We start from the raw sequence: 24,117 nt of genomic DNA, 5'->3' as shown, positions 1-24,117 counted from the left end.
CGCTTCAGTGGCAGGCGATCCCGACATCGGCGGGCGACATCCCGCGCGCCAAGCGCCGCCCGGTCCGCAGCAGCGCCTGCCCGAGCAGCGACACGGTCAGCGCGTCGCCGTCCTGCTCGGCCAGCCGATAGGCCGCGAGCAGGGCGTCGCCGAGATCGCCGAGCGTTGCCGTCGGCTCCGCGTCCGCGCGCTCCGGCCGGCTCTCGGCAATCCGGTCGCGTCCGTCCGCCGCCGCCGCGCCGTGCGGTCCCTCGGTCAGCGCGACCGGTCTCGCGCGGCGTCTCGCGTTGCCGTCGTCCTCTGGTGAGCCGTTCCGCATCGTCTTGATCCCTCAACCACCTCGAGGGTGCACCTACAGGTTGCGGACCGTCAACTCCCTCCGATCGCGCCCGGCGAGCGGTCGAGCGTCGCAGCCGCGGCGGCGGCCGGACTGGGTGTCGTACTGAGTGTCGGACGGGGTGTCGGACGGGGTGTCGGATGTTCCGCCGGCGCGGGAGCGGCCGGAGCCCGCAGAACAATCGCCGCGATCCACAACTTTTACGTGCAGGCCCCATGGATCGGCGCGTCCGGGCGAAGGTTCAGGGTCGCCATGAACGCAGCAAGGCCCCCGCGGTCAGCGCCGCGGAGGCCTCGCTCATCCACGCTCCATCAGGAGCGCGCGGACGGTTTTACTTGATGAGGGCCAGGAGAGCCTTGCCGGCCTTGGAGTTCAGCTCCTTGGCGTCGAGGGTGCCGTCGTTGTCCGGGTCGGCCAGCTTGAAGCGCTCGCCGACGGCCGCGAGGTACTCCTTCTTGTCGAGCGTGCCGTCGCTGTCCGGATCGGCCTGCTTCACGCCGGAGGCGCTCAGGCGGCCCTTCAGCTCCTTGGCGTCGAGGGTGCCGTCGGCGTCCTTCTCGAGACGGTCGAAGGTCGCCGAGGCCACCGCCTCCACTTCCTTCATGTCGACGGTGCCGTCGTTGTCGGTGTCGATCATCTTGACGGCGCTCGTTCCGCTCATCGGCTTGGCGAAAGCGGCCGGAGCGGAGAGGCCGCACACCGCGAGGGTGACCGCCGCGAAGCCACTGATGAAACGTGAGGTCATTGCCAGATGCTCCCGAAATTTGATGCTCGATCTTCCTAATCTCCGACTCACCGTGCCGCAAGTGCGAAATTCGACCCTGTGGGTTGCGTGCTGTCCCGGGCCGCGCTTCGGAGACGCGGCATAGAAAAAGGGGCCGGCGCGAGCCGACCCCCGAAGAGAGCGCACAATCGCCGACAGGCGATTCGCGCGGTGATTCAGTATCCGTAGCCGCGCCGCGTCACCGGGCGGTCGTCGTCGAACCGCTGGCGTCGGTAGAGACGATCCTCGTCATAGGCGCGGTCGCGCCGATACTCTTCGCGGCGGAAGTCGCGATCCCGCTGGGCGCTGGAGCGCAGGTCGACGCTCGGCCCGTCGGGACCGATATCGATTCGCTGCGCCGCAGCGGGGACGACGCTCGTCAGGGAGGCGGCCAGGACGGCGCCGGCAAGCAGGGTCTTCATGGGACTCTCCTTCGTGCGTTCGGAGTCCAACCCGTCCTCGCGCCGATCGTTCCCGATGTTCTCCCGTTCTTCCCGGAGCCGACACAGATCCGGGCTGATCAGGCCAGCGTCGCCAGGTCCTGAAACCAGTGCTGCGCCTGGACGTAGTTCTTCACCCGCGACGACAATGCGTGCGGATTGGTGTCGTGAACGACCCAGACCTGCACGGCATCGTCGACGACGATTTCGTGGATGCGCGCGAGCAGCCGGTTCTGCTCGGCCACGTCGAGGCTCGCCTTCACCTTGTCGCAGAGGGCGTCGACCTCGGGGTTGCGGTAGTGGCTCCAGTTCACGCCGTTCGGCGCGATCTGCCGCGAATCGTAGAAGCGCAGGATCGCGTAGAACGGGTCGGAGGTGACGTAGGCGATGTTGCCGGCGCTGACGCCCTTGAGGCTCGGATCCGCGGCGCCCTGGCGCCACGCCGTGTAGGCCACCTCCAGCTCCACGGTCTTGAACGCCACCTGGATGCCGATCTCGGCCCAGCTCTGCTGGACGAACTCGTTGATCGGGAGCGACAGCATCTGCCCGGTGCCGCCGGTCGGGATCAGGACCGTGGCCTTCACGGGGTTCTTCACCGAGTAGCCGGCCTCCTCGACGAGCTTGCGCGCCGCCTCGACGTCGGTCCGGATCTTGAAGCCCGGCTTGCCGAACCACGGGCTCGATTCCTGGACCTGACCGACGGCGGGCTGGGCGAGGCCGCCCATCAGCTCGACGACGCCCGCGCGGTCGATGGCGAGGTTGGCGGCCTTGCGCAGGCGCAGGTCGCGCCAGGGCGAGCCCTCCACGATCGACAGGTGGTAGTTCCAGACATGGGGCGTCTCGTTGCCCACGACCCGCATGCCGGCGGCCTTCAGGCGCGGCACCGCGTCGGGCGCGGGCGTCTCGATCAGGTCGACGCTGCCGGACAGGAGCGCGTTCACCCGGGCGAGGTCCTCGGGCACGCAGGCGAGGGTCAGCTTCGCGAGCTTCGGGACCCGCTTCGGGTTCCAGTAGCCGATGTTCGGCAGCAGCTCGAGGCGCACCCGCGGCACCAGCTGCCCCATCCGGAACGGCCCGGTCCCCGAGGGCTCGAAGGCGAACTTCGCCCAGTCCTTCCCGACCTTCTCGTACTGCGCCGGCGACGAGATCAGGAACCAGAGCATCTGGTAGGGGAACAGGCTGTCGGGCGTCTTGGTAACGACCTGGACGGTCTTGGCGTCGACCTTCCGGTAGCTCGCGACGCCGGGCAGGCGCGGGCGGACCTGGGACGCCTGCCGCTGGTCGAAATGCGGCGCCTCCTTGTTCAGCACCTTGTCGAAGTTCCAGATCACCGCGTCGGCATCGAAGGCCGACCCGTCGTGGAAGGCCACGCCCTCCCGCAGGTGGAAGGTCCAGACCTTGGGGTCGGCCGGGTCGGCCTCCCAGGCGGTGGCGAGGCCGGGCACCATCTTGCCCGGCCGGTCGGCGACGTCGAGTTCCCAGGCGACCAGGGGATCGTAGAGGGTCAGTCCGGTGAACTGGTAGCCGCCCGCGCCCCGGTCCGGCTGGCCGGTCGTGAGCGGCAGGTCGGTCATGGAGATGCCGTAGGTCAGGGTGCCGGGGGCCGCGCCCTGCGCGCCGGCGCGGCCCGCCGCCCCCAGCGCCGCCAGGGCGACGCCCCCGGCCATCAGGGATCGGCGTGTCGGCTTGATCGGGTTCATCGTGTCTCTCGGCTGAAGGCGCGGGCGCCGCAGGGAACGGCACCTGCCCTCGGGCCCGCGGCGGCGCGGCCCGGGCCTCCACCCCATGCTGCATACAGAATGATGCACGCATCGTGCCCAATGGCCGCCGGCGTTCCCCGGATAGCCCGGGGGTCAGGCCTCCCAGACCTGGCCGGGCCTCAGGGCGACGAAGCGCTCGGCCGGGATGCCGGCCCCGCCGAGGGCCGCCGCCAGCGCCTCGGCGGGGCGCTCGACGCCCTCGTCGGTGAGCTGGAACGTGCCCCAGTGGTGGCCCAGCGCCTGCTCGGCGCCGAGCAGGCCGAAGACCTTCACCGCCTCGGCCGGGTCGACGTGCTGCGCCTGCATGAACCAGCGCGGCTCGTAGGCGCCGATCGGCAGCGTCGCGAGGCGCGGCGGCCCGAACCGCGCCCGCACGTCGGAGAAGAGGGCGCCGTCGCCGAAACCGGTGTCGCCGACATGGTAGTGCACGCCGCGGGGCGAGGTGATCACGAAGGCGCACCACAGCGCCATGCGCCGGTCGTTGACGCCCCGGGCCGACCAGTGGTTCGCGGGCGTCAGATGGACCTGCAGCCCGTCGCCGAGATCGACCGACTGTCCCCAGTCGCGGGTCTCGACATGCATCGTGTCGTCGTAGCCGCGCAGGATCGTGTCGTTGCCCAGCGGCGCTACGATCAGCGGCTGGTGCGCCTGCCAGAGCCGGGCGAGGCTCGGCCCGTCGAGATGGTCGTAGTGGTTGTGGGTGACCAGGATCGCGTCGATCGGCGGCAGGTCGGCGAAGGCGATGCCCGGCGGGTTGACGCGCTTCGGCCCGGCGAAGCGGACCGGGCTCGCGCGCTTGGCGAAGACCGGGTCGATCAGGATGTTCCGGCCGGCGACCTGCACGAGGTAGCTCGCGTGGCCGATCAGCACGACCCGCAGGCCCTCGACGCGCTCGGGCGGCCGGTCGGCCGGGTAGGGGCTGGGGAAGCTCTTGGGCCAGGGCTCGCGCTGCCGCTTGGCCTGCCAGCGCAGCACGTCGGGGAGCGCCTTGTCGGTGGACTGACCGGGCAGGAAGAACCGCAACCCGTCGAAATGGTCGGAGGTCGGGCCGCGGTAGTACGGGTTCCGGCCGCGCCGGTGCGCGGCGTAGCCGACGCCGCCGAGCGTCATGACCGTGGCCGCACTCGCGACCGTGAGCAGGCTGCGCCGTTTCATGGGTCCGAGATGGCCGGAACCGGGGGCCGGTCAAGCACTGCCGCGGCGCGGCGGGGAGCCTCAGGGCGGTTTCGGCGCCGTCTCAGGGACGTCGCTCAGCGACGTCTGCAGGGACGCATCAGGCGGCCGGAGCGCGCCGGCTCACTCCACCATCTCGGCAGCGAGGGACAGGCGCGCCCGGTAGACCACCTTGCCGACGCCGTCGCGGACGCAGGCCACGTAATCCTGGCGCTCGACCTCCGGCAGCATGTCGCGGGCGATCGCCGACATGATCCGGGTGACCTTGGCGCGGGCCGCCGGAAGGTCCGGCAGGTCGAATCCGACCTCATCGTGGATCGGCTGGGAGCCGTCGTGCAGGTCGATGAAGTAGCGGGGCATCGGCGCCAAGCATCTCTAAGAGAAGTAGTCTGCCGATAGGATTGGTCTTGCTATGGTTAACAGTGCCTTAAAAGCCGAGCTTTGAGGCCGCTCGACGGTCGGGCGAAAGCCGCTTCCGGCCTCGCTGCGCCGCGCCCGACCCGCCCCGGCGCTTCGGGACGCCGCGGGCCGGCGCGGCCCGGCGCGGGAGGCTTCCTCGGCGGCCGCGGCCGGGAGAGCCGCCCGTCCGACGGATCCGGCGGGCCGGATTCTTCGGGCCGATGCCGCGAGCCGGCCCGCTCAGGCGGGCCGGCGCCGCGATCCGGTTCTCACACGCCGTCCGGCGGCAGCGCCTCCGTCACCTCGACGCGGCGGTTGCCGGCCACCGGAACCGTCTCCTCGGTGGCGGCGACGTCGCTCTGAGCCGGCGCCCTGTCGAGCGCCTCGGCGACCGCCGCCACGCCCTGATAGCGGGTCAGCCGCCGGTCGATCATGCCGTCGATCCGGTCGTGCAGCTCGGACACGGTCAGGCTGCGGCGCTTGCCGCCCGTCTTCTCGGTGAACAGGCCGCGATTGGCCCGCGCCGCGGTGCGAAACTCGCGGCCGGCGACCTCGTCGGGCTTCTCGGAAGAGAGCGACAGGAAGCGCCCGGCGCTCGCGGTGCCGAGGAAATGGGCGAGGTACAGCTCGGTCGTGGTGAGCGCGCGCCCGACCCGGGCCTCGATCCGGTCGCGGTCGCGCTTGATCAGCTCGGCCGCCATCAGGGCGGCGACGCGCGGGTCGTTGCGCAGGCCGAGCACCCGGGCGCGCATGCTGCCCGTCACGGTGATCGCGGCGCCCCGGCCCTTCACGGCGGCGGCTTCCTCGGCGAGCCCGTAGCGCGCGCCGTAATCGCGGATCATCTCCAGCCAGGTGCGGGCAACGAACTGGAACAGGCCCTGCGCCGAGGAAGTCGCGGCCTTCGCCGCGGTGTCGAAGCTCGATTCCTTGTCGGCCAGCGCCATCATGTAGACGGGATCGACGCCGGCCTCGTCAGAGGCCTTGACGATCGTGTCGACCACCTTGCGCGGCACGCTGCGCTCGCCGAACTTGACCGCGTCCTGCTCCTGCGTCACCCGCGGCAGGGCCGCGAGGTCGTCCTGAATCAGGGCCGTGGTGGCGGGCTCCTGCTCCGGCAAGGGCAGGCCGTTCCAGGCATCCTTCGCCGGTGCCGGTGCCGGTGCCGGTGCGTCTGCCGATGCCGCGGGCGCCTCGGCGGGAACCGCGGGCTCGAACGCGCGTTGAGCGAGTTCCTGAGCGGCGCGCGGGCTGGTGTCGACCCGGTCGTGGGCCTGGGCAGCCGGCGCGAAGTAGGCGGGCGCGAAGGCGGCCTGCGGCAGGCCGAACCCGGCGACGAGCCCGAGGGCCAGCGTCCCGGAGATCCGGCCGAGGCCGGTGCGGCGAAGTGACCGGCGCCCTGCGTCGCGACCGGCCCGCGGCAGCCACGCCACGGCTTCATCCTCGAAATGCCCCGTGCCGGTCAGGGTCTGCGGCACGAGTCGGTTCACGTCGTCGGCGCAACGCGCCGGCTCCGGGAAAACCCCCATCATCGGTCCTCTTCTAGATCGGTCCTTGCGTCCGCCCGGCTCTGACGGCCGGGTTTTTTCTGGAAGCGGCGGCCCTATCGACGCCGGCCGTGACCAGAATGGGACGGCCCCGTGATCCAAGCGTGGCACGGTCAAGGAAGGGTTAACCCTCCCGCTTAGGGTCCCGTTAACGCCGCCGACCGGCGGCCGACCGGCCGCGCGCGGGACGACGGCGGGGCGATGTTGTCGCATTCGGGTTGGAACGGAGCACCGCCGAGCCAGTTAGGTACGGCCCCGGGGGGGTGAATTTCCGTCCCAGGACGGACCCTTCAAGACGCCACCCGCGTCCGCACAAGGACATCAGTTTCCGATGAGCATGCAGTCCGGTCGCCGCGTCGGTGTCGCCTTCGTTGGCATGGGAGGCGCCGTCGCCACCACCGCCATCGCCGGCATCGAGATGATCAAATCCGGCTCCAACCGTCTCGACGGGCTGCCGCTCGCCGGTCTCTCCGTGGCCGGCATGGCCGACTACAAGGACCTCGTCTTCGGGGGCTGGGACCTGAACGGCGACGACCTCGCCTCCGCGGCGAGCGGGCACGGCGTGCTCTCGAAGGACGACATCGAGAACGGCGCCCAGGTCCTGAAGGGCATCACGCCCTGGCCGGCGGTCGGCAGCGCGAAGTTCTGCAAGAACATCGACGGTCAGAACCGGATCGTCGCCAAGGACCACCGCGAGGCGGTCTCGGTGATCGCCAACGATCTCCGCCGCTTCCAGAAGGAGAGCAACCTCGACGACGTGGTCGTGGTGAACCTCGCCTCCACGGAGCGCTGGCCCGACCTCAACGACCCGACCCTGAACTCCACCGCCGCCTTCGAGAAGGGCCTGGATTCGAGCGACGAGGCGATCTCGCCGGCGATGCTCTACGCCTACGCGGCGATCAAGAGCGGCATCCCCTACGCCAACTTCACCCCGAGCGTCGCCGCCGACGTCCCGGCGCTCCTCGACCTCGCCAAGGAGCTGAACGTCCCGGTGGCCGGCAAGGACGGCAAGACCGGTCAGACCATGATGAAGACGGTGCTGGCCCCCGCCTTCAAGGCGCGCGCCCTCCACGTCGACGGCTGGTTCTCGACCAACATCCTTGGCAACCGCGACGGCCTCGCCCTGAACGATCCGAACTCGCTGCAGTCGAAGCTCAACACCAAGGGCACGGTGCTCGACTCGATCCTCGGCTACCCTGTCGAGGACCACCTCGTACACATCCACTATTACCGCCCGCGCGGCGACGACAAGGAGGCCTGGGACAACATCGACGTCACCGGCTTCATGGGCCAGCGGATGCAGATCAAGGTGAACTTCCTCTGCAAGGACTCGATCCTGGCCGCGCCGCTCGTCATCGAGATCGCCCGCGTCCTCGATCTCGCGAGCAAGCGCGGCGACGGCGGCGTGCAGGAGCAGCTCTCGACCTTCTTCAAGGCGCCGATGGTCAAGAACGGCCACGGTCCGGAGCACGCCTTCGGCAAGCAGGAGCAGATGCTCCGCGACTGGCTGGGCGTGCACTAGGCTTCGTCAGAACCAGGGGGCGGCTTTTCGGAACGAGACGATGCCAAGCGAGACTGAGCCGCCCCGTTCCGGCGCCGCCGCGCCGGAAGCGCTGCGCGACCTTCTGGTCGAGATGAACGACCTCAAGCGCGTCCGCTCCGCGGGCCGTACGGGCTCGATCGCCGAGCGGCTGTTCGCGCAGGGCTGGGGGCTGCTGACCGGCGGCGCCGCGCCGGACGACGTCGCCCTCGACATCGCGGCCGTCACGCTGGCCGCGACGCGCCTCTGCGACCTCGACGCGGCCTTCCTGACCGCGGCGGGGCTCTCGGATGAGGCCGCCTCCGCGGTGCTCGTGGCGGGGTTCGACGCCGTTACCGGAGAGCTCGATCCGGACCTCCGCGACCGCCTGCGCGCGCGGCTCGCGCCGCGTCCGGCCGGCCGGCCCGGGCCGCTGCCGGGCTTCGTCGGCGCCCTGGCGCAGCAGCCGCGGGCGGGCGTCACCTGCCCCAGCCGCGCCCGGATCCTGCTGGAGCCGCCGGAGAACCACGCCGAGCACTGCCTGATCGTGGCGGTCTACGGGGTCTGCCTCAGCCCGTTCTACCGGGCCGATCCCGGCACCGTGTTCCTGGCCGCGATGGCCCACCACTTCCACAACGCCGCCATGCCGGATGCCGGCTTCACCGGCGAGATGCTGCTCGGCGACCATCTCGGCCCGATCATGGCCACCACCACCGCGTGGGCCCTCGCCGAGCTCGACGCGCCCCTGCGAGCCCAGGTCGAGCGCGCCCGGGCGGTGCTGCCCGACGACGCCACCGCCGAGGGCCGCGCCTTCCACGCGGCCGACTGCATCGACCGCGTCCTCCAGATCGCCCAGCACCTGCGCGGGGCCTCGACCACGATGGGGATGGTGCTCGACGAGTGGGAGCTGGTCCATGCCGGCCCGGTGAAGGGCTTCCACGATCGTGTCCTCGCCGACATGCGCATCCCTTGATCGCCGGACCCGGTCGCCCATCTGCCCGGGCGGCCCCGAGAACCATGATCCCGTTCGAACTCAGATCGCCGGACACCGGCAACCCGCTGAAGGCCGATGGCCCGCACGCCCTGCGCGACGCGGAGACCGGCGCGCGCTGGCCCGTGATCGACGGCATCCCGTACCTGCGGATCAACCGCGCGGCCCTGGTCGAGCGGGTGCTCGCCCATCTCGACGCCGGCGAGCCCGACGAGGCGCTGGCCGCGCTGCTGGTCGATCAGGACGATTGGTGGAACGGGCCGCCGGCCGATCCCGCCGGGATCATCCGCCTGATCAAGACGCGCCGCGAGGCGACCCTCCGCGACGCGGTCGAGCTCCTCGGCTGGGGCCGCGTCGGCGACTACTTCCTGCACCGCTGGAGCGACCCGACCTTCCTGGCCGGCCTGTCGCTGCTGGAGGCGCACTGGAACGAGCCGGTCTGCGTCTTCGAGTTCGCCTGCGGCATCGGCCACTACCTGCGCGAGCTGCAGCGGCGCGGCTGCAAGGTCGCCGGCGCCGACGTAGTCTTCGCCAAGCTCTGGGTCGCGCGCCACTGGGTCGTGGCCGAGAAGGCGCAGCTCGTCTGCTTCGACGCCGGCTCGCCCCACTGGCCGATCCCTGGGGCGCCGGTCGACCTCGTCGTCTGCAACGACGCCTTCTACTTCCTCGACGACAAGGCGGCGCTCCTCGAGAACCTCCGCCAGAACGCCGGCGACGACGGCTGGCTGGCGCTGAGCCACATCCACAACCGCGACTGCCCGGGCTTCTCGGCCGGACGCGCGGTGACGGCCGAGGAGATCGCCGAGTTCTTCCCCGACGCCCTGGTCTACGACGACGCGGAGCTGACCCGGGCGCTGGTCGAGGCGCGGGCGCCGGGCCCGCAGGACCCCGCCGCCCTGCGGAGCTGCGAGGCGTTCTCGGTGGTGTGCGGTCCCGGGATGCGACCGGCGCCGCGCGCCCTGCTCGACGGCCTCACCCTGCCGAAGCCCGGCACCGTGCTGCGGCTCAACCCGCTCTACGTGCCCGAGGGCGGCGGTTACGTCATCCGCTGGCCCTCGGAGCGCTACGAGGCGGAGTATGCCCCCCGCGCCACGTACCCGCTGCACTCCCCGGGACCGGAGTCGCTGACCTTCGACGAAAGCCTCGATGCGTCGGAAACGCAGCGCGTGCGCGTGCGCGAGTTCGTCGACCTGCCGGAGCGGTGGTGATGGACGCGGTCGGCTGGGGCATCGTCGGTTACGGCTGGGTCGCCCGCGACTACATGGAGCCCGGCATCCGCGCGGCCGGACACCGGCTGGTGGCGGTCAGCGATCCGAACCCGGAGAGCCGCGCGGCCGCCGAGCGGGCCGGTGCCAGCGTCCACGCCGATCTCGCCGGCCTGATCGCCGAGCCCGCGGTCGAGGCGGTCTACGTGGCGACGCCGAACCACCTGCACCGCGGCGCCGTCGAGGCGCTGGCCGCTGCCGGCAAGGCGATCCTGTGCGAGAAGCCCATGGCGGCGACGCTGGCGGATGCCGAAGCCATCGCGCACGCCGTCGACTCCCAGAAGATCTTCTACGGGACGGCCTTCGACCAGCGGCACCACCCGGCCCACCGGACGATCCGCGCGCAGGTCGAGGCCGGCCGGCTCGGCACCGTGACGACCGTACGGATCGTCTACGCCTGCTGGCTCGGTCGCGACTGGTCGGAGGCCGGGCAGCCCAATTGGCGGATCGACGCCGCCCAGGCCGGCGGCGGCGCCCTGATGGACCTCGCTCCGCACGGGCTCGATCTCGTGGACTACCTGCTCGGCGAGCCGATCGCCGACCTCGCGGCCCTCACCCAGACCAAGGCCCAGGATTACGCCGTCGACGACGGCGCCCTGCTGATCGGGCGCACGCGGAGCGGCGCACTGGCGAGCCTGCACGTCGCCTACAATTGCCCCGACGCGCTGCCCCGCCGCCGCCTGGAGGTGGTCGGCACGAAGGGTCTGCTCGTCGCCGAGAACACGATGGGCCAGACGGCCGGCGGCTCGCTGACCTTCGTCGACGGCGCCAGCGGGCGCGGGGAACCGCTCGCCTTCGACGCCGACAGCTCGCCCTTCACCGAGCAGGTGCGCGCCTTCGGCTCGGCCCTGCGCCGGCCCGAGGAGCGGGCCGCGTACGCGGCGTCCCGGGACCTTCACACGATGCGGCTCGTCGCCCGCGCCTACGGGCAGGGGTAGCGGACACAGGATACGCAGCCACGGAACCACACCCCGGCATCTCCCACCCACGCCCTCATCCTGAGGTGCCCGCGTCAGCGGGCCTCGAAGGAGGGCTCCAGGGATCGCGCGTCCGGCTGGAGCCCTCCTTCGAGGCCTCCGCTGCGCTTCGGCACCTCGGGATGAGGGGATGAATGGGAGGGAGTGCGGCGCACGGTTCGAGGAAGACGGGAACACGACGTGACCAACGCAGACGCCTTCCACGACCAGGACGACCGCGCCCGCCACGAGCGGATCAAGGCGCCGCGCCCCTACCGTTTCGGCGCCAAGCGGCCGATCGAGGGCCTGCCCGAGACCCTGCCCGACCCGGTCAAGGCCTATCTCGACGTGCTGCCGGAGGGGCGCGTCGTCGGCTTCCCGCTGGCACCGCTCGATCGCACCGGCATCCCGGTCTGGTTCGTGGCCCTGTTCCTCGACGACCCGTTCTTCGTGGGCGCGATGCCGTCTGGGATCGGCTACGGCGCCACCGACGACGAGGCGCTGATCGGCGCCGTGGCGGAGATTGCCGAGAACCTGATGCCGTCCCTCGCGGTGCTGCCCCGCGCGAAGGAGCGGGCGAGCTATACCGATCTCGCCCGCGTCTACGGCGCCAAGTCGGTCGCCGACCCGCTGACCCTGTGCCTGCCCGCCGGCTCCCCGGTCGGCCGCGACACGGTGCTGGAGTGGACGCCCGCGATCCGCCACGCCACCGGCGAGATCGTCCTGATGCCGCTCGACGTCGCCGCCACCGACTATTTCGAGCTGTCGGAGGGCTACAAGCCCTTCACCAACCTGATCACCAACGGCCTCGGCGCCGGGCCCGACGTGCCCTTCGCGCTGGGCCACGGCGTGCTGGAGCTGCTCCAGCGGGACGGCAACGGCCTGCTGTTCCGGGCCCTCGACCAGGGCGTGATGCTCGACCTCGACGGCATCGGCCCGGAGAACGCCGCCATGCTGGCCCGGCTGAAGGCGCTGGGCATCCGGGCGCTGCCGAAATTCGCCACCGACCAGTTCGGGCTGACCAACCTCTACGTCGTCGGCTACGACGAGGATCCGGCGCGCACCCCGGCGCCGATCGCCCTCTCGGCCTGCGGCGAGGCCTGCGACCCGGACCGGGAGCGGGCGCTCCGCAAGGCGCTGCTGGAGTTCCAGGCCGCGCGGGTGCGCAAGACCTTCGGGCACGGCCCCCTCGACATGGCCGCCACGGTGACGCCGCCCGGCTACGTCGACGCCTTCATCCAGAAGGCGCTGCCCAGCCTGGACCTCGAGGAGAGCCGCGCACTCCAGGCCATGCTCGAATGGATCGAGATGCCGGCGGCCGACCTGCGCGGCGTGCTGGCCGACACGGTCTATTCCGAGCGCAGCACGAAGCGATTTACGGAGTTGCCTTCCACTCCGGCCGCCGACGGCCACGCGCGGGGGAAGATCGCCTGCGACCGGCTGCTCGAAGCCGGGTTCGACGTGCTCTACGTCGACTGCACACCGCCCGGGGGTGGGGTCGGCGTGGTCAAGGCGATCGTGCCGGGGCTCGAGGTCGAGACCATGAGCTACTACCGGATCGGCGAGCGCAACACGAAGAAGCTTCTCGACCGCGACCATCCGCTCATCCAGTTCGGCACCGAGAGCGAGACTTTGCGGCCGGTGCGTCTGACCCCTGAAGCCCTGGAGCGGTTCGGCGGCCAGCCGCTGTTCGACGTGGCCCTGGCCGAGCGGATCGTCGGGCGGCACTATCCGCTCTACCGCGAGCCGGAATCGCACCACGCGCCGTTCCGCCTCGCCCAGCGGAAGGGGAGGGCGGCGTGACGCTCCGGTTCGCCTACAACACCAACGGCGCGGCCAACCACCGCCTCGACGACGCGATCCACCTGATCAAGGCGGCGGGCTACGACGGCGTGGCGCTCACCCTCGACATCCACCATCTCGACCCCTTCGCCGACACCTGGGCGGCGGAAGCCGGCCGGGTGGCCAGCCTGCTGGAGAAGCTGGAGCTGACCTGCGTCATCGAGACGGGCGCCCGCTTCCTCCTCGATCCGTCCGCCAAGCACGAGCCGACGCTGGTGACCGCCGACGCCGCGGGCCGCGCCCGGCGGGTCGGCTTCCTCAAGCGGGCGATCGAGATCGGCGCCATGCTCTCCGCCGAGGCGGTCTCGTTCTGGGCCGGCGTTCCGAAGCCCGGCGTCGATCCCGGCGAGGCCCGGCGCTGGCTGGAGGAAGGGCTGCACGAGGTCGCCTCGTTCGCCGCCGAGGCCGGTGTCGTGCCCTGCCTGGAGCCCGAGCCCGGCATGCTGATCGGGACGCTCGACGACTACGCTTCCCTCTCCGTGCCGGGCTTGAAGCTCGCCCTCGACACCGGTCACTGCCTCGTCACGGGCGAGCGCGAGCCGGCGGCCGCCGTGCGGGAATTCGCCGACCGGATCGGCACCGTGGCGATCGAGGACATGAAGCGCGGCAGCCACATCCACCTGCCGTTCGGCGAGGGCGACATGGACGTGCCGGGTGTCTTGGAGGCCCTGGAGGCGGTCGGCTTCGGCAAGCTGATCTGCGTCGAGCTGTCCCGCGAGAGCCACCGGGCCGACGTGATGATCCCGCAGGCGCTGGACTATCTCCGCGGCTGTCGGCGCCCCGGCCCGGTCCTGGCCGGCGAGCAGGAGACGCGGCGGCAATGGCAGTGAGAGCCGAACCGCGGCGAGGCGAGGATCGGGCACGGGAGAGGGGGCGCCTCGGCGCCTCGCCCGGTCAATGCGAAGGTGCGGCGCGATGAGAATCCTCTTCCTCAGCCGCCGCTATTTCCCGGCGATATCGGGCATGAGCGTCTACGCGCAGAACCTGCTGCGCGAGCTGGTCGGCGCCGGCCACGACGTCACGATGATCTCGCAGTACCGGGGCGACGCCTTCGGCACCCGGGTCTACGGGGGCGGGCCGCCCCCGCCGGTGCCGGGCGTTCGGGTGATCGGCCTGGAGCAGCTCGGCGAGCAGGCGTCGGGCGACTTCGAGCGCGACATCGCCGCGATGGTGGACGCGATCTGCCGCGAGCACGCCCGACAACCCTTCGACATCCTGCACGCGCAATACGGTTACCCGACCGGCTGGGCGGTGCTGCTCGCCGCGCGCGAACTCGGCGTGCCGAGCGTCGTCTCGATCCAGGGCGGCGACGGCCACTGGGTCGGCTCCTGCTGCGAGACCCACCGGGTCGCCATGTGCGAGGTGCTGGCCCACGCCAACGCGCTGCTGATCGGCGGCGCCTCCTTCGTGGACGAGGTCTGCGAGCGGCTCGGGTCGGACCCCGCCCGCTTCACCATCGTGCCCGGCGCGGTCGACACCGACCGGTTCGCGCAGTGCACGCCCGACGGGCTGCCCGCGCCCCATCCGGGCCCGGTGCGGCTGTTCTACCACGGCCGGGTCGACCGCCGGAAAGGCGTCCTCGACTTCATCGAGGCCCTGGCGATCCTGCGCGCGCAGGGCAGGCCGTTCGCCGCCACCATCTCGGGGATCGGGCCCGACGTGGATCCGGCCAAGGCGCTCGCCGCCGAGCGCGCCTTCTCGGAGCGGGAGATCGCCTTCACGGGCTACGCCGAGTACGCCACCGTGCCCGACCTCTACCGCCGCGCCGACGTGTTCGTCTCGCCGACCTACGCGGAGGGCTTCTCCAACACGATCCTGGAGGCGCTCGCAGCAGGGCTCGCCACCGTCTCGTGCCACGCGGTCGGCGTCTCGGACTGCCTGCGCGACGGGGAGAACGGGTTGCTGGTGAACCCGGGCGACGTCCCGGCGCTGGCCGCCGCGCTCACCCGGGTCATCGCGGACGCGGATCTGCGCCGCCGCATCGCGACGGCCGGCTTGGAGGAGTGCCGCCGCGTCTACTCGTGGCACGCGGTCGGGCGGCAGATCATGGACGTCTACGCCCGCGTGCGCGGCGAGCGACCGGCCACCGGCTTCTCGCCGGACCTGCCCCACGATCCGACCTGCCGCTTCCGCGCCGAGCCGCACCTGCTCTGAGCGCGGGTCGGAACCCATCGAGACCGTCGCACCCCGGACCATGCCCACCGCGCTCGCCCTCTCGCCCCATCTCGACGACGCGGCCTTCTCGTGCGGCGGCCTCCTGGCAAGCCTCGCGCAAGCTGGCTGGCGCGTTGTGATGGCGACCCTGTTCACCGGCAGCGTCGCCGAGCCGAGGGGCTTCGCGCTCGCCTGCCAGCTGGACAAAGGGCTCGGACCGGAGGTCGACTACATGGCCCTGCGCCGGGACGAGGATGTCCGGGCTGCCGCGGCGCTCGGCATCGCGCCGCCCGTCCACCTGCCGTTCCGGGAGGCGCCGCACCGGGGCTACGGCTCGGCGCCGGAGCTCTTCGCCGACACGCGCGCCGACGACGGCGTCGCGGCCGAGCTCGCACCGGCCATCGCGGGGCTGATCGCCGCCGGGAGTCCCGATCTCCTCCTGGCTCCGCAGGCGATCGGCGGGCACGTCGATCATGTCCAGACTGTGCGGGCGCTGCGCGGCCTCGCGCCGGCCCAGCCGATCCTGTGGTGGCGCGACTTTCCCTATACGGTGCGGGAGGCCGCCCCGAAGGCGCCCCTCGCCGACCTGTTCGCCGACCTCGCCGAGCCGGCGATGCGCCTCGCCCCGGAGGCCCAGGCCCGGAAGCGCGCCGCCTGCGCGGCCTATGCCAGCCAGATCGGCTTCCAGTTCGGCGGCGTGGCCGGCCTCGACGCGCGCCTAGCCCGGGAGGAGGGCACCGAGCGCTTCCGCCGGTCGGGCCGCCTCGGCCTCACGATCCCCGGCCTCGATGCCGGCTGAGCCGCGGGCGCCGAAGGCGCTGGCCGATCCGGAAGCCCTCGCGGCCCGCCGCGCCCTGATCGACAGCCCCCACATCGCACCGATCCGGGCGCTGGCGGCGCGCGTCGCGGCCGAGCGCGGCGCCCCGGTCCCGGCGCCCGACCCCCTGGACGGCGGCGTCGGCGCGCGGATGCTCCTCCTCCTCGAGACCCCCGGCCCGGCGGTCCTGCGCACCGGCTTCGTCACCCGCGACAGCGCGAACGGCACGGCCGCGAACCTGTTCCGCTTCCTCGCCGAGGCCGGGCTCAGCCGGGCCGACACGCTGATCTGGAACGCGGTCCCCTGGCTCATCCACGCCGAGGGCGCCCGCAACCGGGCGCCCCGCCGGGCGGAGGTGGCGGCGGCCGCGCCCTATCTGGCCCCGCTCCTCGACCTGCTGCCGCGCCTCGCCGTGGCGGTGCTGGCCGGCCGCTTCGCCGGCGAGGCCGCGCCCGCCCTCGCGGCGCTCCGCCCCGACCTTCCGGTGATCCGGGTGCCGCACCCGAGCCCGACCTATGTCTGCACCGCGCCGGAGGTGCCGGAGCGGATCCGGCGCGGCCTCGCGGAAGCGGCCGCGATCCTCGATCGGACCTCCGGCTGAGGATAGATCGCCCGTCACGGGCCTGCCTTCCCTGGCCTTGCGCCCCGGTTCGGCCTACATGCGGGGCAACGGGCCGCGGTCCGGGAAATTCCGGCACGGGCTGACGGCCTTCGGGCCGGGCCGCGCAGCCGGAAGGGCGGACGCCGATCGGCATGAATTTTCAGGGACAGCACCGGAGCCCGGCCGAGCCGGTCGAGCCGGTCCAGCACGATGCCGAAGCGGGCTCGAAGCGGAAGAGCCGGCGCAGCCGCTATGCCTGGATCGGCACGGCGGCCAGCATCGTGCTGTTCGCCGTCTCCCTCGGCGTCCTGTGGAAGCTCGTGCAGAGCGTCAGCTGGGCGGAGGTGCGCAGCGCCATCGCGGCGGCGACCGCCGAGCAGCTCGGGCTCGCCTTCCTGTTCGTCGGCATCAGCTACCTGTTCCTGACCGGCTACGACGCGCTGGCCCTGCGCCAGCTCAAGATCAAGGTGCCGTACCGGATCACCGCGCTCGCCTCCTTCACGAGCTACGCGGTGAGTTTCACTCTCGGCTTCCCGCTGCTCACTGCCGGGACGATCCGCTACTGGATCTACGCCCGGCAGGGGCTCTCGACGGCCAAGATCGCCGCGCTCACCGTCATCGCCGGCTTCACCTTCTGGCTCGGCATGGGCGTGGTGCTGGGCCTGAGCCTGATCATCGAGGCCGGCCAGCTCGCCGGCCTCGCCTTCACGTCGATCCGGATCAACCAGGGCGTCGGCCTCGCGGCGCTCGCCCTGGTGCTCGGCTACCTCGCCTGGGTCTCGGCCAAGAAGCGCAGCATCACCGTCAAGCAGTGGCGCCTGGAACTGCCGGGCGCCTCGGTCTCCATCGGCCAGATGATCGTCGGGATCGGCGACGTCTGCGCGGCGGCGGCGGTGCTCTACGTCCTGCTGCCGCAGGAGACGACGCTCGGCTTCACCACCTTCCTGGCGATCTACGTGCTCGCCGCCATGCTGGGGATCGCGTCGAACGCGCCGGGCGGGATCGGGGTGTTCGAGGCGACGATCCTGCTCGCCCTGTCGAGCCTGCCGCGCAACGAGGTGCTGACCTCGCTGCTGCTGTTCCGGGGCTGCTACTACGTCGTGCCGTTCGTGACCGCCCTGGCGATGCTCGGACTGTACGAGATCGTCAAGCGCGCGGGCGGCGCCCGCGATCCCGGGCCTCCGGAGGGCACCGCCGGCCCGTCCGGCCGGGCGTGGCACGACGAGTCCGAGCCCCGCTGATCGGCCGGCCGCGCCCGCCATGTCCGGCCGCCTGCGCAGCTCCCCCGCCTGGACCGGCGCCGCGATCGCCGCGGGCCTGCTCGGGCTCGCCACCGCCCTGGCCGGGCGGCTCGATCTCCCGCTGATCCTGATCGGCCTCGCGGCGGTCTGCCTGGGCGGCTGGCTCGGCGGACGCGGCCGCGAGGCGCCCGTGCCGCGCCCGGCCACCACCACGCCGCGCCACGCCGTCGCCGAGGCGCTGCTCGCCCACGTGCCGGACCCGGTCATCCTGGTCGACCGGCGCACCCTGGTGCTGGAGGCCAATCCCGCCGCCCGGGCGCTCCTGCCGGCCCTCCACCAGGCCCGGCCGCTGTCCTTCGCGCTCCGCGACCCGGAGGTCCTCGACGGCATCGAGGCGGTGCTGAGTTCGGGCCTCCCGCGCCGCGTCGCGCTGTCGACCCGGGTGCCGCTGGAGCGGACCTTCGATGTCCAGATCGGCGCCCTGCCGATGCCCGACGGGTCCGGCGTCAGCGCGCTGCTGTTCCTGCGCGACCTCACCGCGGCCCGGCGCCTGGAGGCGATGCGGGTCGACTTCGTCGCCAACGCCAGCCACGAGCTGCGCACGCCGCTCGCCACCCTGATCGGCTTCATCGAGACCCTGCAGGGGCCGGCCCGCGACGACGCGCAGGCCCGGGAGCGCTTCCTAGAGATCATGCGCGTCCAGGCCCTGCGGATGACGCGGCTGATCGACGACCTGCTGTCGCTGTCGCGGATCGAGCTGCGCGAGCACGTCGCCCCCACCGCGGTGGTCAATCTCGGGGCGCTCGCCCGCCAGATGGTCGACGCCCAGGGCCCGCCCGCCGAGGCGCGGGGCGCCACGATCCGGCTGGAGGAGGGTGCGGGCCCCTACGCGGTCCCCGGCGACGCCGACGAGCTGGCGCGGGTGATCGAGAACCTGATCGAGAACGCCGTGAAGTACGGCGGCGGCCAGATCAGCGTCGGGCTCGCCCGCGAGGACGACCCGCGCCTCGGGCGCCGCGTCGTCCTGTCGGTGGCCGATGACGGGCCGGGCATCCCGCCCGAGCACATCCCGCGGCTGACGGAGCGCTTCTACCGGGTCGACGTCACCTCGAGTCGCGCCCGCGGCGGCACCGGGCTGGGGCTCGCCATCGTCAAGCACAGCCTCAATCGCCACCGCGGCCGCCTCGCCATCGAGAGCGCGACCGGCGAGGGGACGACCGTGCGGGTCAGCCTGCCCGAGTACGGCGCCGCGCCGCCTCGGTTCGCGGCCGATCAGGCCGGCCCGGTATAGGAGCCGATCCCGAGCCCGGTCTCGACCCGCCCGACCCAGGCGCGGATCGCCGGGTAGTCCGTGAGGTCGAAGCCCCCCTCGTGGGCCATGCGCGTGTAGGCGACGAGCGCCACGTCGGCGAGGGTCAGGATCTCGCCCGCCATGAAGGCCGAGCGCCCGAGGGTGTCCTCCATCAGCCGCAGGGCGTCGGCGCCGCGCTCCGCGAGCTTCGGGTCGAGATCCTCGGGCGCCCGCTTGAGGTAGTGGAGCTGGTAGCGGCGGACCGCGATGTAGGGCTCGTGGCTGTACTGCTCCCAGAACATCCACTGCAGCATCCGGGCGCGGGGCAGGGGCTCCGCGGGGACCAGCGCGGAGCCTTCCGCGAGGTAGACGATGATCGCGTTCGATTCCGACAGCACGGTGCCGTCGGGCAGGACGACGATCGGCACGCGGCCGGCGGGGTTCAGGGCGAGGAACTCGGGTTTGCGCGTCCCGCCGCCGGGGACGTCGACGTCGCGCCAGACCGCCGGGATGCCGAGATGCGCCGCGACCCACTTGACCTTGAGGCAGTTGCCGGAACCCGGGTCGCCGTAGATCGTCAGCGGCTCGCTCATCGGTGTCCCCGTCGCTCCGGTGGGCGGTGACCTTGGCCGGACGGGCGCGATTCTACAACGGCCGCGGCCCGCATCGACCGGCCGGATCCGGAGCCTTGCCCGCGAACCCTTGACCTTCCCATCATGGGAAGCTCCATCTGACCGGGCATGGATGCTTCCAACCGGACCACCGCCATGTCGAGATCCGTCGCCCTGACCCTCCCCGTCGAGGGCATGTCCTGCGCCTCCTGCGTCGGCCGCGTCGAGCGCACCCTCGCGGCGCTGCCCGGCGCCCGTGACGTGGCGGTGAACCTCGCCACCCACCGCGCCAGCCTCGTCCTCGACGGGGCGACGAGCCCGGGCGACGTCGCGACGGCGCTCGCGGATGCCGGCTACCCCGTCCCAGAGACGCAGAGCCTGCTGGCCGTGGACGGGATGTCTTGCGCGAGTTGCGTCGGCCGCGTCGAGCGGGCGCTGGCCGCCGTGCCGGGGGTGACCGGCGCCAGCGTCAACCTCGCCGCCGGCCGGGCCGCGATCCGCCATCCCGAGGGGGTGGTGCCGATGGACGCGCTGGTGGCGGCCGTGGAGGCGGCCGGCTACGAGGCCCGGCCGGTCGAGGCCGGCCACCCGGTCGACCCTTCCGCCCGTCAGGCGGAAGAGGGGCGCGCCCTGCGCCGCGACCTGATCGTCACCGCCCTGCTGTCGGCGCCCGTCGTGGTCCTCGACATGGGCGGCCACCTCCTGCCCGCGCTGCACGGCGGCCCGGTGACGGCCCTGGTCCAGGCCGCGCTGGCCACCCTGGTCCTCGCCGGCCCGGGGCGGCGCTTCTTCCTGCGCGGCGTCCCGGGCCTCCTGCGCGGCCATCCCGACATGAACGCCCTGGTCGCCCTCGGGGCCGGCGCCGCCTACCTGTACTCGCTGGTCTCGACCCTGGCTTCGGACCTCCTGCCGGCCGGCGCGGCGCACCTCTACTTCGAGGCGAGCGTCCTGATCGTCACGCTGATCCTGCTCGGCCGGACGCTGGAGGCCCGCGCCAAGGGGCGCACCGGCCAGGCGATCGCGCGGCTGATGGACCTGACGCCGAAGACCGCCCGGGTCATCCGCGACGGCGCGGAGACCGAGGTTCCCCTCGACGCCCTGCGCCTCGGCGACGTCGTCCGGGTGCGTCCGGGCGAGCGGGTGGCGGCGGACGGCGCCGTGGTCTCCGGCACCAGCCACGTCGACGAGAGCATGGTGACGGGCGAGCCGGCGCCGGTGCGCAAGGGCCCGGGCGATCCCGTGGTCGGCGGGACGCTCAACGGCCGCGGCAGCCTCGACCTGCGGGTCGAGGCCGTGGGGGGCGCCACCGTGGTGGCGCAAATCGCCGCCATGGTGGAGCGCGCCCAGGGCGGCAAGCTGCCGATCCAGGCGCTGGTCGACCGCGTCACCGGGCGGTTCGTCCCGGCGGTGATCGGCATCGCCGCGGTGACCTTCCTGGCCTGGCTGGCGCTGGCGCCGGCCCCGGCGCTGGGTCCGGCCCTGGTCAACGCCGTCGCGGTGCTGATCATCGCCTGCCCCTGCGCCATGGGGCTGGCGACGCCGACTGCCATCATGGTCGGCACCGGGCGCGCGGCGGCGCGCGGCGTGCTGTTCCGCGACGGCGCGGCGCTGCAGGGCCTGCGCGACGTGCGGGTGGTGGCCCTCGACAAGACCGGCACCCTGACCGAGGGCCGCCCCCGGCTCACCGAGATCGTCCCGGCCGCGGGCGTCGCGGAGGACGCGGTGCTGGCCCTCGCCGCCGCTCTGGAGACCCGCTCCGAGCACCCGCTGGCCGGCGCCGTCGTGGCGGCGGCCCGCGAGCGCGGCCTGGACCTGCCGGAACCGGACAGCTTCGAGGCGGTGGCGGGCTTCGGGATTGCCGGACGGGTCGCGGGCCGGGCCGCGGCCCTCGGCGCGCCGCGCTACCTGGAGCGCCTCGGCGTCGCCCTCGACCCGGATCTCGCCGCCCGGGCCGAGGCGCTGGCGGGCGCGGGACGGAGCCCGATCCACCTCGTCCTCGACGGCCGCCACGCCGCGATTTTGGCGGTGGCCGATCCCGTGAAGCCGGGCGCCCGCGCGGCGGTCGCGGCCCTGAAGGCGCGCGGCCTCGCGGTGGCGATGGTCACGGGCGACGATCCCGTCACCGCCGCCGGCGTGGCGCGGAGCCTCGGCATCGACGCCGTGGCCGCCGGGGTGCTGCCCGGCGGGAAGGTCGAGGCGGTCCAGCGGTTCCGGGCGGAACACGGGCCGGTGGCCTTCGTGGGCGACGGCATCAACGACGCGCCGGCGCTGGCCGAGGCCGATGTCGGACTGGCGATCGGCACCGGCACCGACATCGCCGTCGAGAGCGCCGACGTGGTGCTGATGTCGGGCGATCTGGAGGCCCTGGTCGAGGCCCTGGCGCTGTCGCGGGCGGTGATGGCCAATATCCGCCAGAACCTGTTCTGGGCCTTCGCCTACAACGCCGCGCTGATCCCGGTGGCGGCCGGCGTGCTGGTGCCGTTCGGCGGCCCGGCCCTGTCACCGATCCTGGCCGCGGGCGCCATGGCCTTCTCGAGCGTGTTCGTCCTGGGCAACGCCCTGCGGCTGCGCCGGGCCGGCGGGCGTCCCGCGGCGGCCGAGGGGCCGGCGCTGGCCGCGAGGCCGGCATGAGCGCGGCGACCCTCACGATCGGCGAGGCGGCGCGCCGGACCGGCGTCTCGGCCAAGATGATCCGCTGGTACGAGGCGACCGGCCTGCTGCCGCCGGCCGCCCGGTCCGAATCCGGCTACCGCCACTACGGCGAGGCGGACCTGCACACGCTGCGCTTCATCCGCCGCGCCCGCGATCTCGGCTTCAGCGTGGACGCGATCGCGGATCTCCTGGCGCTCTGGCGCGACCGCGCCCGGCCGAGCGCCGGGGTGAAGGCGATCGCGCAGGAGCAGATCGCCGATCTGCGCCGCCGCATCGCCGAGATGGAGGGCATGGCCCGGACGCTGGAGCACCTGGCGGAGGCCTGCTGCGGCGACGCGCGGCCGGACTGCCCGATCCTGGACGACCTCGCCGCGGGCGACCATCCACCCGCGCCGCGGCGGCGCGGGCGCGGGATCACGGGGCCGGGTGCGGCGTGAGCGGGGCGCCGCGGATACCGAGCTTGGCCGTTGACGGCGGCTCTGGCCCCGGCTTTGCTGGTCCGGCCCACCAGCCAAGGCCACGAGAGCCCCGCCCCGATGCCCGTCCTCGAACGGATCCGCGCCTTCGCCGACACGATGACGGCGTGGCGGCACGACCTGCACGCCCATCCCGAGTTGCTCTACGACGTCGACCGCACCGCCGGCTTCGTCGCCGAGACGCTGCGGTCCTTCGGCTGCGACGAGGTCGTCACCGGCATCGGTCGGACCGGGGTGGTGGGCGTCATCCGCGGCCGGGGACGCAGCTCCAACCGCGCCATCGGCCTGCGCGCCGACATGGACGCCCTGCCGATCCAGGAGGTGCGCGACCTGCCCTACCGCTCCACCGTGCCGGGCAAGATGCACGCCTGCGGCCACGACGGTCACACGACCATGCTCCTCGGCGCCGCCAAGTACCTCGCCGAGACCCGGGATTTCGACGGGGCGGCCGTGCTGATCTTCCAGCCCGCCGAGGAGGGTGGCGGCGGCGGCGAGGCGATGGTCGACGACGGAATGATGGAGCGGTTCGGGGTCGAGTCGGTCTACGGGATGCACAACATCCCCGGCATGGCGGTCGGCACCTTCGCGATCCGGCCGGGGCCGATCATGGCCTCGACCGATCGCTTCACGATCACGATCGAGGGACGGGGCGGCCATGCGGCCCTGCCGCAGAACGCCGTCGACAGCGTGCTCGTGTCGAGCCACGTGATCATCGCCCTGCAGAGCATCGTGTCGCGCAACCTCGACCCGGTGCAGTCGGCCGTGGTCTCGGTCTGCGCGCTGGAGGCCGGCGAGGCCTTCAATGTCCTGCCGCAGACCGTCACCATGCGCGGCACCATGCGCACGCTGTCCCAGGCCGTGCGCGGCGAGATCAAGGCGCGGATCGAGACCCTGGTGGCCGAGATCGCCGGCGGCTTCGGCGCGCGGGGCGGGGTCGCGTACGGGGCGAGCTACCCGGTGACCGAGAACCATCCCGCCGAGACCGATTTCATGGCCGGCGTCGCTGAGGCGCTGGTGGGTGAGGAGAACGTCGACCGGACGGTGGCGCCGATGATGACCGCCGAGGACTTCTCCTACATGCTCGCCCGCCGTCCCGGCGCCTACATGTTCATCGGCAACGGCGACAGCGCCTCGCTCCACCACCCGCACTACGATTTCAACGACGCGGCCGCGCCGTACGGGGCGTCCCTGTGGGCGCGCCTGATCGAGACCGGGCTGCCGCGCACCGCCTGAGCGCGCCCCCAGCCGCACCGTCATCGCGCGCGCAGCGACCCAGCCCACGCCG

Annotated in this window: 22 protein-coding genes; 14 read left to right on the top strand and 8 right to left on the bottom strand. The window is 72.8% G+C overall.

Annotated features, from left to right (window positions below; all coding sequences use genetic code 11):
* Positions 1-4 precede the first annotated feature (4 nt).
* From LXM90_RS26060 to LXM90_RS26030, 7 genes are all read right to left on the bottom strand, one after another.
* Positions 5-319 (bottom strand): hypothetical protein, encoded by a 315-nt coding sequence (locus LXM90_RS26060; protein WP_020092596.1) that lies wholly within the window; start codon positions 317-319, stop codon positions 5-7.
* Positions 320-668: 349 nt separating this feature from the next.
* A complete protein-coding gene (locus LXM90_RS26055) occupies positions 669-1,082 on the bottom strand; it encodes a histidine kinase (RefSeq protein ID WP_020092595.1) in 414 nt (137 codons plus the stop codon).
* Positions 1,083-1,276: 194 nt separating this feature from the next.
* On the bottom strand, positions 1,277-1,522 hold the full coding sequence (locus LXM90_RS26050) for a hypothetical protein (protein ID WP_020092594.1): 246 nt from the start codon (positions 1,520-1,522) through the stop codon (positions 1,277-1,279).
* Positions 1,523-1,620: 98 nt separating this feature from the next.
* Positions 1,621-3,240, bottom strand: a complete 1,620-nt coding sequence (locus tag LXM90_RS26045) for an ABC transporter substrate-binding protein (protein ID WP_020092593.1) — start codon at positions 3,238-3,240, stop codon at positions 1,621-1,623.
* A 153-nt stretch (positions 3,241-3,393) separates the two neighbouring features.
* Positions 3,394-4,455 (bottom strand): MBL fold metallo-hydrolase, encoded by a 1,062-nt coding sequence (locus LXM90_RS26040; RefSeq protein ID WP_020092592.1) that lies wholly within the window; start codon positions 4,453-4,455, stop codon positions 3,394-3,396.
* Positions 4,456-4,596: 141 nt separating this feature from the next.
* A complete protein-coding gene (locus LXM90_RS26035; RefSeq protein WP_020092591.1) occupies positions 4,597-4,833 on the bottom strand; it encodes a DUF6894 family protein in 237 nt (78 codons plus the stop codon).
* Positions 4,834-5,141: 308 nt separating this feature from the next.
* Positions 5,142-6,398: a transglycosylase SLT domain-containing protein gene (locus tag LXM90_RS26030; protein ID WP_043712477.1), complete on the bottom strand. Its 1,257-nt coding sequence runs from the start codon at positions 6,396-6,398 to the stop codon at positions 5,142-5,144.
* Between the two features lie 349 nt (positions 6,399-6,747).
* Between LXM90_RS26030 and LXM90_RS26025 the strand changes: the two genes are divergently transcribed.
* From LXM90_RS26025 to LXM90_RS25975, 11 genes are all read left to right on the top strand, one after another.
* On the top strand, positions 6,748-7,938 hold the full coding sequence (locus LXM90_RS26025) for an inositol-3-phosphate synthase (protein ID WP_020092589.1): 1,191 nt from the start codon (positions 6,748-6,750) through the stop codon (positions 7,936-7,938).
* A gap of 40 nt (positions 7,939-7,978) precedes the next feature.
* Positions 7,979-8,908 (top strand): hypothetical protein, encoded by a 930-nt coding sequence (locus LXM90_RS26020; RefSeq protein ID WP_020092588.1) that lies wholly within the window; start codon positions 7,979-7,981, stop codon positions 8,906-8,908.
* Positions 8,909-8,952: 44 nt separating this feature from the next.
* The gene (locus LXM90_RS26015) at positions 8,953-10,134 is read left to right on the top strand and encodes a class I SAM-dependent methyltransferase (protein ID WP_020092587.1); all 1,182 of its coding nucleotides are present in this window, start codon (positions 8,953-8,955) and stop codon (positions 10,132-10,134) included.
* Complete coding sequence (locus tag LXM90_RS26010; RefSeq protein WP_020092586.1) at positions 10,134-11,129, top strand: Gfo/Idh/MocA family protein; 996 nt, start codon at positions 10,134-10,136, stop codon at positions 11,127-11,129. Before LXM90_RS26015 ends, LXM90_RS26010 begins: the two co-directional genes overlap by 1 nt.
* A 219-nt stretch (positions 11,130-11,348) precedes the next feature.
* On the top strand, positions 11,349-12,950 hold the full coding sequence (locus tag LXM90_RS26005) for a YcaO-like family protein (RefSeq protein WP_020092585.1): 1,602 nt from the start codon (positions 11,349-11,351) through the stop codon (positions 12,948-12,950).
* The gene (locus tag LXM90_RS26000; RefSeq protein ID WP_234081212.1) at positions 12,947-13,819 is read left to right on the top strand and encodes a sugar phosphate isomerase/epimerase family protein; all 873 of its coding nucleotides are present in this window, start codon (positions 12,947-12,949) and stop codon (positions 13,817-13,819) included. The genes LXM90_RS26005 and LXM90_RS26000 overlap by 4 nt, the downstream gene beginning before the upstream one ends.
* 85 nt (positions 13,820-13,904) lie before the next feature.
* Positions 13,905-15,143: a glycosyltransferase family 4 protein gene (locus LXM90_RS25995; RefSeq protein WP_234081210.1), complete on the top strand. Its 1,239-nt coding sequence runs from the start codon at positions 13,905-13,907 to the stop codon at positions 15,141-15,143.
* Between the two features lie 40 nt (positions 15,144-15,183).
* Complete coding sequence (locus LXM90_RS25990; protein ID WP_020092582.1) at positions 15,184-15,942, top strand: PIG-L deacetylase family protein; 759 nt, start codon at positions 15,184-15,186, stop codon at positions 15,940-15,942.
* Complete coding sequence (locus LXM90_RS25985; protein WP_020092581.1) at positions 15,932-16,561, top strand: uracil-DNA glycosylase; 630 nt, start codon at positions 15,932-15,934, stop codon at positions 16,559-16,561. The genes LXM90_RS25990 and LXM90_RS25985 overlap by 11 nt, the downstream gene beginning before the upstream one ends.
* A gap of 152 nt (positions 16,562-16,713) precedes the next feature.
* Entirely contained in the window at positions 16,714-17,802 is a 1,089-nt protein-coding gene (locus LXM90_RS25980) for a lysylphosphatidylglycerol synthase domain-containing protein (protein ID WP_020092580.1), read from the top strand.
* Positions 17,803-17,821: 19 nt separating this feature from the next.
* On the top strand, positions 17,822-19,093 hold the full coding sequence (locus tag LXM90_RS25975) for an ATP-binding protein (RefSeq protein WP_020092579.1): 1,272 nt from the start codon (positions 17,822-17,824) through the stop codon (positions 19,091-19,093).
* Here LXM90_RS25975 and LXM90_RS25970 read toward each other — a convergent pair.
* Positions 19,075-19,686 carry a glutathione S-transferase family protein gene (locus LXM90_RS25970; protein WP_020092578.1) on the bottom strand — a complete coding sequence of 204 codons (612 nt, stop codon included), beginning with the start codon at positions 19,684-19,686 and terminating at the stop codon, positions 19,075-19,077. The genes LXM90_RS25975 and LXM90_RS25970 overlap by 19 nt on opposite strands.
* Positions 19,687-19,860: 174 nt before the next feature.
* On the opposite strand from LXM90_RS25970, the gene LXM90_RS25965 reads away from it, so the two are divergent.
* The 3 genes from LXM90_RS25965 to LXM90_RS25955 all read left to right on the top strand — a co-directional run bounded on the left by LXM90_RS25965 (position 19,861) and on the right by LXM90_RS25955 (position 24,065).
* Positions 19,861-22,335 (top strand): heavy metal translocating P-type ATPase, encoded by a 2,475-nt coding sequence (locus LXM90_RS25965; RefSeq protein ID WP_205833351.1) that lies wholly within the window; start codon positions 19,861-19,863, stop codon positions 22,333-22,335.
* Positions 22,332-22,793 carry a Cu(I)-responsive transcriptional regulator gene (gene cueR / locus LXM90_RS25960; RefSeq protein WP_020092576.1) on the top strand — a complete coding sequence of 154 codons (462 nt, stop codon included), beginning with the start codon at positions 22,332-22,334 and terminating at the stop codon, positions 22,791-22,793. Before LXM90_RS25965 ends, cueR begins: the two co-directional genes overlap by 4 nt.
* A 99-nt stretch (positions 22,794-22,892) precedes the next feature.
* A complete protein-coding gene (locus tag LXM90_RS25955) occupies positions 22,893-24,065 on the top strand; it encodes a M20 aminoacylase family protein (RefSeq protein ID WP_020092575.1) in 1,173 nt (390 codons plus the stop codon).
* Positions 24,066-24,117: the final 52 nt, after the last annotated feature.

The organism is Methylobacterium oryzae (genome assembly GCF_021398735.1).
Lineage (GTDB): Bacteria > Pseudomonadota > Alphaproteobacteria > Rhizobiales > Beijerinckiaceae > Methylobacterium.
This window is presented reverse-complemented; position numbering and strand designations above follow the sequence as displayed.